Annotated in this window: 3 protein-coding genes and 1 pseudogene; all 4 read left to right on the forward strand. The window is 69.6% G+C overall.

Annotated features, from left to right (window positions below; all coding sequences use genetic code 11):
• Positions 1-308: pseudogene (locus Q4F04_RS15350) on the forward strand (cobalamin biosynthesis bifunctional protein CbiET); the annotation flags it as partial.
• Entirely contained in the window at positions 305-676 is a 372-nt protein-coding gene (locus Q4F04_RS15355; RefSeq protein WP_303370662.1) for a cobalamin biosynthesis protein, read from the forward strand. The pseudogene Q4F04_RS15350 and the gene Q4F04_RS15355, both read left to right, overlap by 4 nt.
• Complete coding sequence (gene cobM, locus Q4F04_RS15360) at positions 673-1446, forward strand: precorrin-4 C(11)-methyltransferase (protein WP_303370663.1); 774 nt, start codon at positions 673-675, stop codon at positions 1444-1446. The genes Q4F04_RS15355 and cobM overlap by 4 nt, the downstream gene beginning before the upstream one ends.
• Complete coding sequence (locus tag Q4F04_RS15365; protein ID WP_303370664.1) at positions 1443-2750, forward strand: cobyrinate a,c-diamide synthase; 1308 nt, start codon at positions 1443-1445, stop codon at positions 2748-2750. Before cobM ends, Q4F04_RS15365 begins: the two co-directional genes overlap by 4 nt.
• The last annotated feature ends 4 nt before the right edge of the window (positions 2751-2754 follow it).

The raw sequence follows: 2754 nt of genomic DNA on the forward strand, positions 1-2754 counted from the left end.
TGCCCCAGTTCGAGATACGGGAGGGCAGCGCGCTCGAACTGATGCCGGACCTGCCCGCGCCTGATGCCGTCTTCGTCGGGGGCGGGCTGGACGCAGCGCTGCTTGACGCATTGTGGGCCAGTCTGCCCGCCGGGACCCGTATGGTCGCGCATGGCGTCACGCTGGAAACCGAAAGCCTGCTGGCCGGCGCGCAGGCGAGGCTGGGCGGAACGCTTCTGCGGATCGAGCTGTCGCAAGCAGCGCCCTTGGGCGGCAGGCGCGGCTGGAAGGCCAGCTATCCCGTCGTGCAATGGAGCGTCACGCGATGACGATCGTCGGACTCGGCCTTCGCGCGGCGGCCACTCTGGCGAGCCTAGAGGAATTGTTCCAGCGCCTGCAGGTCAGCCCCGACCTGCCGCTTGCCGTGCCCGCGTTCCGCGAAAGCCACCCCGCCGTTCTGGACCTGCGACAGAGGGGCCGCAGGATCATCCCGCTGCCCGAGGCCGCCTTGGGCGGGGTGAGCACCCCTACCTGCAGTCCGCGCCTCCTTGCCCGTTACGGCACCGGCAGCATTGCCGAGGCCTGCGCCCTTGTCGCGGCGGGACCCGCGGCCCGGATCATCCTGCCGCGCGTGGTCTCGGCCGATGGCCGCGCCACCGCCGCCTTGGCCCAATCCGACGAAAGCCCCTATCCATGACCGTTCATTTCATCGGCGCCGGCCCCGGCGCGCCCGATCTTCTGACCTTGCGGGCGCGCGACCTGATCGCGGCCTCGCCCGTCTGCCTCTATGCGGGATCGCTGATCCCCGAGGCCGTGCTGCATCACTGTCCCGCAGGGGCGCGGATCATCAACACCGCGCCGATGAGTCTCGACGACATCATCGCCGAGATCGCAACTGCCCACGCCCAAGGGTTGGACGTGGCCCGGCTGCATTCCGGGGACCTGTCGGTCTGGTCGGCAATGGGCGAGCAACTCCGCCGCTTGCGGGAATTGGGCATCCCCTATGACGTCACGCCGGGGGTGCCGGCCTTTGCGGCAAGCGCCGCCGCCCTTGGCGCGGAACTGACCTTGCCGGGGATCGCGCAAAGCGTCGTCCTGACCCGCACCTCCGGCCGCGCCTCGCCCATGCCCGAGGGCGAGGCACTGGCCGCCTTCGCCGCGACCGGGGCAACGCTGGCGATCCATCTGTCGATCCACCGGCTGGAGGAGGTCGCCGCCGAACTCGCGCCCTGTTACGGCACGGACTGCCCCGTAGCCGTGGTCTGGCGGGCAAGCTGGCCGGACCAGCGCATCGTGCGGGGAACGCTTGCCTCCATCGCCGCCGACGTGGGCGAGACGATGGAGCGGACGGCCCTGATCCTTGTCGGGCGCGCGCTGGCGGCCGAGGATTTCGACGAAAGCCGCCTCTATGCCGCCGATTACGACCGGCGCTTCCGGGCCGGGCGCGCGGATGCGGTCAAGGCATGAGCCGCGTCACGATCCCTGGCCTGATCGTCTCGGCCCCCCGCTCGGGTGCGGGAAAGACGACGGTGATGCTGGGCCTGCTGCGCTGCCTCGCCGAGGACGGCGTGAAGGTCCGGCCCTACAAATGCGGGCCGGACTACATCGACCCCGCCTTTCATCGCGCGGCCTGCGGCGAGGCCTCGCGCAACCTCGACAGCTGGGCGATGGAGGCCGGGGTGCTGGCCGACCAGCTTGCCCTGCCAGGAGGGATGGCCGTAGCTGAGGGCTCGATGGGGCTGTTCGACGGGGTCGCGAAGGCAGGGGCTTCGGGCAACGGCTCCAGCGCCGACATCGCGGCGATCACTGGCTGGCCGGTCGTAGTGGTGATGGATGTCTCGGGCCATGCGCAGACGGTGGCGGCGTTGGCTGCAGGGCTGAAGCACTTCCGCCGGGATGTGCGTGTCGCAGGGGTCATCCTGAACCGCGTGGCCTCGCCGCGCCATGAGCGGCTGTGCCGGCTTGCGCTGGACGGTGCGGGCATCCCCGTCTTCGGCGCCTTGCCAAAGCGTGGCGACCTGACTTTGCCCGAGCGGCACTTGGGCCTCGTGCAGGCCGTTGAGCATCCCGACTTGCAGGCGGCCATCGCCGCCTATGCTGCTTTCCTGCGCGCGCATGTCGATCTTGCCGCCTTGCGGGGGCTGGCGTCCGGCGGCATGTCCTTCGGCGCGTCCCGGCGCTGCCGCCCCCCGGCACAGCGGATCGCCTTGGCGCGAGACGCTGCCTTCTCGTTCACCTATCCCCATCTTCTCGCCGGTTGGCGGGCAGCCGGAGCGGAGATCCTGCCTTTCTCCCCGTTGGCCGATGAGCGCCCGCCCGAGGCCGATTGCTGCTGGCTTCCCGGCGGTTATCCGGAACTTCACGCGGGTCGTCTGGCCGGGGCGCAGAACTTCCTTGGGGGCCTGAGACGGTTTGCCGAGAACAAGGCGGTCCACGGTGAATGCGGAGGATACATGGTGCTGGGCGAGACCCTGACGGATGCAGACGGGCAGGTCCATCGGATGGCCCGCCTTCTCGGGCTGGAAACGAGCTATGCGAACCGCCGGATGCATCTGGGATACCGGCGCGCGCGGCTGCTTTCTGCCATACCGGGCCATGATCGCGGCCAGAACCTGCTGGGACACGAGTTCCACTATTCCACCATCCTCTCGCAGCCTGACGCGCCCTTGGCCGAGGTGTGCGACGCGGATGGCAACACTGTCCCGGAAACCGGATCGCGGCGGGGCAATGTCACCGGCACCTTCTTCCACATGATCGCGGAGGCGCCATGAAGGG

This window comes from Paracoccus sp. (in: a-proteobacteria), from assembly GCF_030536915.1.
Taxonomy (GTDB): Bacteria; Pseudomonadota; Alphaproteobacteria; order Rhodobacterales; family Rhodobacteraceae; genus Paracoccus.

Bases quoted from the DNA above. Each gene is read 5' to 3' on its own strand.
- Q4F04_RS15355 (WP_303370662.1), top strand. From the start codon at position 305: ATGACGATCGTCGGACTCGGCCTTCGCGCGGCGGCCACTCTGGCGAGC.
- cobM (WP_303370663.1), top strand. From the start codon at position 673: ATGACCGTTCATTTCATCGGCGCCGGCCCCGGCGCGCCCGATCTTCTG.
- Q4F04_RS15365 (WP_303370664.1), top strand. From the start codon at position 1,443: ATGAGCCGCGTCACGATCCCTGGCCTGATCGTCTCGGCCCCCCGCTCG.